The organism is Hoeflea sp., assembly GCF_984452065.1.
This window is the reverse complement of the sequence record NZ_CFHWAF010000201.1, coordinates 1-5,771: the sequence shown is the minus strand read 5'-3', so window position 1 is coordinate 5,771 and position 5,771 is coordinate 1. Positions and strand designations below refer to the sequence as shown.

Sequence of the window (5,771 nt, the reverse complement as noted above, 5' to 3'; positions counted from 1 at the left end):
CCAGTTCCTGGCAGTGAACCATGACCCGGGCGCAATCGTCCTCCGGCAGATCGACGACCTCCGGTATCAAAAGCCGTTGCGCGGCCGTGTCGCCCGCTGCGAGCGACCGCTTCAGATCTTCGTAAACCAGCCGCTCATGGGCCGCGTGCTGATCGACGATGACAAGCCCGTCGCCGGTCTGTGCCACGATGTAGTTCTCATGCAGCTGGGCCCGCGCCGCGCCGAGGGGATGATCCGCCGCGGGTGCGTGCACCTCTGGCGCGTCGTTGCGCGCCGTGGGATGCGCAAATGCCTCAAAGCCGCTTTGCGCGTCCTCCGACAGTCCGGAGGGAGCCGCCCCCTCGTGGGGTCTGAACGGGGAGTTCGCCGGATCGTAACCGCGCGCGGCGTTGGACCGCTCCTGTGTGAAACGTCCTGACCCCGGGCCGAACCGGGGCCGGAAGGCGGCTGAAAGGTCCTGTGTGCCGAGGCTTGAGGACCTGTCGCCCTCGCGGCTCAGGGCCTCGCGGATGGCACCGACGATGAGCCCGCGCAAGAGGCCGGGGTCGCGAAACCGTACATCGGCCTTTGCCGGATGCACATTGACGTCCACGAGCGACGGGTCAAGCTCGATGAACAGCACGGCAACCGGATAGCGGCCGCGCGGAATTGTGTCGGCATAGGCACCGCGCAGCGCGGACATGATGAGCTTGTCCTGCACCGGCCGCCCGTTGACGAAAGCGAATTGCTGCAGCGAATTGGCGCGATTATAGGTGGGAACGCAGGCAAATCCCGTAAGCCGCACCCCTTCACGTTCGGCATCGATGGCGATGGCGTTGTCGGCGAAGTCCTTGCCGAGCACCTGGCCGATGCGCGCCAGCCTGTCCTCGCCGGTCGCCGGATAATCCAGCGTGGATCGGTCGGAGCCCGAAAGGGTCATCCGCACCTGCGGGAAGGCAATGGCGATCCGCTTGAAAACCTCGGTGACCGCGCCCGATTCCGCCCGGTCGCTTTTGAGGAATTTCAGCCGTGCCGGCGTTGCATAGAACAGATCGCGCACCTCGACGATCGTACCGGGATTGGTCGCCGCCGGCCGAACCGGCTCTTCCTTTCCGCCCGCAATGCGCGCTTCGTATCCGCTGTCCGCATGGCCGGTCCGGCTCTGGATTTTCAGCTTCGCGACCGAGCCGATCGACGGCAAGGCCTCGCCGCGAAAGCCGAGCGTGGCGATGCTGTCGAGATGATCTGTGATCTTGGATGTACAGTGTCGCCGCACGGCAAGCGCCAGATCGTCCTGTGTCATGCCGCATCCATCATCCGCGACCCTTAACAGCGCCTTGCCTCCGCCGGCGGTCGCGACTTCAATGCGTCGCGCGCCCGCGTCCACCGCGTTTTCGATCAGCTCCTTGGCGACACTGGCCGGGCGCTCGATGACCTCGCCGGCGGCGATCTGGTTGATCAGTGTTTCGGGAAGCTGTCTGACGGTCATGGCCGATCATCCCGGATTCGTGTGGCCAAGGAAAGATAATTCCTTGCTTCGGCGTGGAAAATTCCCGGATCGCGATGGTTTTCGGACAAAGGCCGTTCCGAGTGGCGTCTCCGGACCTTTCAAAGCTGCAATTCAGGTTTCCGAACGGGATCTTCAGAGGTGAAGATATCTCAGATTGCGAAACTAAGCTGATTGATTTCAACAAGTTGAGGTGTGTATCCCTAAATTGCACAACCTGTCGATAGGTGTTTTTTAACCTACATAGGTCATTTTCAAAACCGGAAAAATGGTGTTCCTCCACCATGTGGGCGCAAGGAAGAGGCGATGTCAGTTGAACTGGCCCCGGGTCATTTACGGACCATGGGCGGGGCGGACGCGATCTCCTATACGGATCCTTTGACCGGTCTCGGCAACAGGACGAGACTTCGTGAAAAGATCACCAAACTGGTGCGCGAGCGTTCGCTCGATCCGGCGCCCTTCACCATCGGGCTCGTCAATATCGACGGTTTCCGGCCGATCAACGATCTTTTCGGGCGCACTGCCGGCGATGACATATTGTGCCAGGTTGCACACCGCTTGCGTGCATGCATGCCGCAGGAGGCCGTCGTCACGCGGCTGGAGAACGATGCCTTCGCCTTTGTCCTGCCGCTGGTTTTCGACGAGACCGGCGCGGAAAGGATCAGCGAGCTTTTCCAGGAGGTGCTGTCCGCACCCTATGATCTTGGTTCAAGGACGGTGCGGCTGTCCTCGTCCCTGGGTCTTGCAATCTACCCCTATGCCGGCGAGGACTACAAGGAACTGATGGAGAATGTCGATACGGCGCTCTATCGTTCAAAGCGTCGCGGGCGCGGGCAGGTCACGCTTTATTCGGCCGACATTGCCGACGAGATGAAGCGCACGACGCAGGTCGAGCAATCGCTGCGCCGCGCCGTCATCGCGCATGACATGGACATCCTTTTCCAGCCCATTGTCGACCTGCGCACGGGCGTGCCGATCGGTTTCGAGGCGCTGGCGCGCTGGTACGATGAGGAACTCGGCGAGGTTTCTCCCGGAACCTTCATTCCGCTGGCCGAAGAGCGCGGCATCATCGAATCCCTGACCGATGTGCTGCTGAAGAAGGCGGCCCGGGCCGCTCTGAACTGGCCGGACGACAAATACCTGTCCTTCAATTTGTCCTCGGTCCAATTGGTCGATCCCTCGACCCATGGCAGGATCATGGCCGTTCTTGCCGAAGTCGGCCTCGAGCCGTCGCGCCTCGGGCTGGAAATCACTGAAACGGCGGTCATGGCCGATGCCGCCATCGCCAACGACATCATTGACCGGCTGCATAAGGAAGGCGTTTCGATTTCGCTGGACGATTTCGGGACCGGGCAGTCCAGCCTTGGCCGGCTGCGCGAGATATCGCTCGACAAGGTCAAGATTGATCGCGCCTTTGTCTCCGAAATAACCAGGGATCGTCCGTCGGAGCATATCGTCAAGGCAATTATCGCCCTGTGCGAGGGACTCGATCTTGAAGTCATTGCCGAGGGAATCGAGACCGTCGAGCAGGCCGCGAAGTTGCTGCAGCTCGGATGCGTCTTCGGCCAGGGATACCTCTATGGCAGGCCGATGAGCGCGAGCGACGTTGAAGACCTGATCCTGGCGTCGGAACATTACAGCTGATTGAAGCGACGGCCGCCGCACAGCGGGTCGAACCAGGCGTGAAAGCGACACTGGTGCCGTCAATTTTGCCGTTTTGGGTATGATGGTTGCCCGACTTCACGTATTAAGAAGCGCATTGTTCCTCGTAGATCGGGCAGTGCACTGAAAATGCAGGACTTTGCCGCATCCTTTCCCGAGGCGTTCCGGCTTGTCATGGGTCTTAATCCGGGGCTTCTGGAAATCGTCTGGCTGTCGCTGAGAGTCAGCGTCACCGCCGTGATCATCGGCGCGATCATCGGCCTGCCGGTCGGCGCGTTCATTGCGGTGTCGCGGTTTCCGGGGCGCGGTGTCGTCATCGTCACGGTGACGGCGCTGATGGGTCTGCCGCCGGTCGTTGTCGGACTTGTGGTCTATCTGCTGCTGTCGAATGCCGGCGCGCTTGGGCCGCTTCAGCTTCTTTACACACCCACCGCCATGATCATCGCACAGACGATCCTGGTCATGCCGATCATCGCGGCTTTGACACGGCAGACCCTGGAAGATCTGAACGACGAATATCGTGACCAGCTCATGCTTTTCGGACGCGGGCCGTTCGCGCGGCTGCGTACCTTGTTGTGGGAGGCGCGTTACAGCCTGATGACAGCGCTCCTGGCGGGCTTCGGCCGGGCGATAGCGGAAGTCGGCGCAGTGATCATCGTGGGCGGAAACATCAATCATGTCACCCGGGTCATGACGACGGCGATCGCGCTGGAAACGTCGAAGGGCAATCTGGGGCTGGCGCTGGGCCTGGGCATCGTGCTGGTGGTCCTTGCTTTTGCGGTCAACGCGTTGGTTTATCTCCTGCGCGCGGCGGCACAGCGGTCCGCCTATGGATGAACCGCGCCGCTCCGCCCTGCAGGAGGCGACCAAGCCGATATTGCCGGTCACGGCGCAAGAGCTGTTCGTGCGCCGCAAGGGCCGGGTGCTTCTCGATGTCGGCGCCCTGACGATCGGCGGAACCGGCACGACGGTGCTGGTCGGGCCCAACGGCGCGGGCAAATCGCTGCTTTTGAACATCATGGCCGGGTTGCTCGAACCGGACAGCGGCACCGTCCTGTGGAACGGCGTGCCGCCTGACCGGCAGCGCTACTGCCGCTTCGGAATGGTCCTGCAAAGGCCGGTTCTGCTGCGCCGCTCCGCCCGGTCCAACATCGAATATGCCTTGCGCGCCGTCGGCTACGGCAATGCCGAAGCGCGGGAAAGGGCCGAACGGGCACTGGACGCCGCGCGCCTCTCGGCGCTGATCAATTCCTCCGCGCGGGTGTTGTCCGGGGGCGAGACGCAACGCCTTGCTCTGGCGAGGGCGCTGGCAACCGCGCCGGACCTTCTGTTCCTGGACGAGCCGACATCAAGCCTCGATCCGGCATCGACGCAGACGATTGAGGCAATGGTCAAGGATGCGAGCAGGGGCGGCATGCGCATTGTGCTGATCGCCCACGACCTTGCACAGGCCCGGCGCATCGGCGACGATGTCATCTTCATGCATCACGGCAAGGTGGTGGAACATGCACCGACGGACCGCTTTTTCGGATCGCCTTCGACTGTCCAGGCGCAGGATTTTATCTCCGGCAAAATATTGATTTAGATAAGGAAAGGACCTCTACGATGTTTATTATGCGAACAATTGGAACCGCCGCCGCAGCCCTGTTGGTCGCCACAGTCGTGGCCCTGTCGGCCGATGAATTCATCCTGCTGCAGTCGACCACATCGACGCAGAATTCCGGTCTCTACGATCATCTGCTGCCGCAATTTCAGGAAAAGACGGGCATTCAGGTCCGCGTGGTTGCGGTGGGCACCGGACAGGCCATCAAGAATGCCGGCAATTGCGACGGCGACCTCCTGCTCGTCCACGCCAGGCAGGCGGAGGAGGCCTTTGTGCGCGACGGCGGCGGCAAGGCGCGCCATGATGTCATGTATAATGACTTTGTCCTTGTCGGTCCCGCCGGTGACCCCGCCGGCATAGCCGATGAGACCGAGATCGGCGCCGCGCTGCAAAAGATCGCGCGTGAAGGCAGCGCCTTCGTGTCGCGCGGCGACGATTCAGGGACCCACAAGAAGGAACTCTCGCTGTGGCAAGACACAGGTATCGATCCGGTGGCCAGCAGCGGTACATGGTATCGCGAAACCGGTTCCGGGATGGGCGCCACGCTCAATGTCGCCATCGGCATGGAGGCCTATGTCCTGACCGATCGTGCCACCTGGATCAGCTTCGGCAACCGGGCCGGGCACGATATCTTGCTGGAAGGCGATCCGGCGCTGTTCAATCAGTACGGTGTCGTCACCATCGATCCGGCGCATTGCCCGAATATCAAGCAGCAGGCATCGCAGCTCTTTGTCGACTGGTTGCTCGGCCCGGAAGGGCAGGCCGCGATCGCGGCGTTCCGCCTGGAAGGACAGCAGCTTTTCCATCCCAATGCCGAGGATGGCGGCAGTTGAATGGGTCCGGTGTTACGGGGCCTCGATCAGGCCCCTGATCTCTGCGACCTTTTTCGCGACCAGTTCGGTATCGCCGCGCGCTTCCACATTCAGCCGCAGAAGCGGTTCGGTGTTTGACGCGCGCACGTTGAAGCGCCAGTCGTCAAAGGCCATGCTCAGCCCGTCCATGGTCTCGACATTCGGGTAG

At 61.9% G+C, this 5,771-nt stretch carries 6 protein-coding genes; 4 read left to right on the top strand and 2 right to left on the bottom strand.

Features of this window, described 5'->3' with window-relative positions; genetic code table 11:
* Window positions 1–1,468: DNA mismatch repair endonuclease MutL (gene mutL / locus AC5E6N_RS22870; protein WP_491749967.1), on the bottom strand; the 1,468-nt coding region annotated here is incomplete at its 3' end.
* Between the two features lie 324 nt (window positions 1,469–1,792).
* On the opposite strand from mutL, the gene AC5E6N_RS22865 reads away from it, so the two are divergent.
* The 4 genes from AC5E6N_RS22865 to AC5E6N_RS22850 all read left to right on the top strand — a co-directional run bounded on the left by AC5E6N_RS22865 (window position 1,793) and on the right by AC5E6N_RS22850 (window position 5,584).
* Window positions 1,793–3,130 (top strand): putative bifunctional diguanylate cyclase/phosphodiesterase, encoded by a 1,338-nt coding sequence (locus AC5E6N_RS22865; RefSeq protein ID WP_491749966.1) that lies wholly within the window; start codon window positions 1,793–1,795, stop codon window positions 3,128–3,130.
* A 147-nt stretch (window positions 3,131–3,277) separates the two neighbouring features.
* Window positions 3,278–3,985 (top strand): ABC transporter permease, encoded by a 708-nt coding sequence (locus AC5E6N_RS22860; RefSeq protein WP_491749965.1) that lies wholly within the window; start codon window positions 3,278–3,280, stop codon window positions 3,983–3,985.
* Entirely contained in the window at window positions 3,978–4,733 is a 756-nt protein-coding gene (locus AC5E6N_RS22855) for an ATP-binding cassette domain-containing protein (protein WP_491749964.1), read from the top strand. Before AC5E6N_RS22860 ends, AC5E6N_RS22855 begins: the two co-directional genes overlap by 8 nt.
* 20 nt (window positions 4,734–4,753) lie before the next feature.
* Window positions 4,754–5,584 carry an ABC transporter substrate-binding protein gene (locus tag AC5E6N_RS22850; protein ID WP_491749963.1) on the top strand — a complete coding sequence of 277 codons (831 nt, stop codon included), beginning with the start codon at window positions 4,754–4,756 and terminating at the stop codon, window positions 5,582–5,584.
* A 12-nt stretch (window positions 5,585–5,596) separates the two neighbouring features.
* Here the strand turns inward: AC5E6N_RS22850 and AC5E6N_RS22845 are convergent, their stop codons facing one another.
* The gene (locus tag AC5E6N_RS22845) at window positions 5,597–5,737 is read right to left on the bottom strand and encodes a hypothetical protein (RefSeq protein WP_491749968.1); all 141 of its coding nucleotides are present in this window, start codon (window positions 5,735–5,737) and stop codon (window positions 5,597–5,599) included.
* Window positions 5,738–5,771: the final 34 nt, after the last annotated feature.

Bases quoted from the DNA above. Each gene is read 5' to 3' on its own strand.
- AC5E6N_RS22865 (WP_491749966.1), top strand. From the start codon at position 1,793: ATGTCAGTTGAACTGGCCCCGGGTCATTTACGGACCATGGGCGGGGCG.
- AC5E6N_RS22860 (WP_491749965.1), top strand. From the start codon at position 3,278: ATGCAGGACTTTGCCGCATCCTTTCCCGAGGCGTTCCGGCTTGTCATG.
- AC5E6N_RS22855 (WP_491749964.1), top strand. From the start codon at position 3,978: ATGGATGAACCGCGCCGCTCCGCCCTGCAGGAGGCGACCAAGCCGATA.
- AC5E6N_RS22850 (WP_491749963.1), top strand. From the start codon at position 4,754: ATGTTTATTATGCGAACAATTGGAACCGCCGCCGCAGCCCTGTTGGTC.
- AC5E6N_RS22845 (WP_491749968.1), bottom strand. From the start codon at position 5,737: ATGGCCTTTGACGACTGGCGCTTCAACGTGCGCGCGTCAAACACCGAA.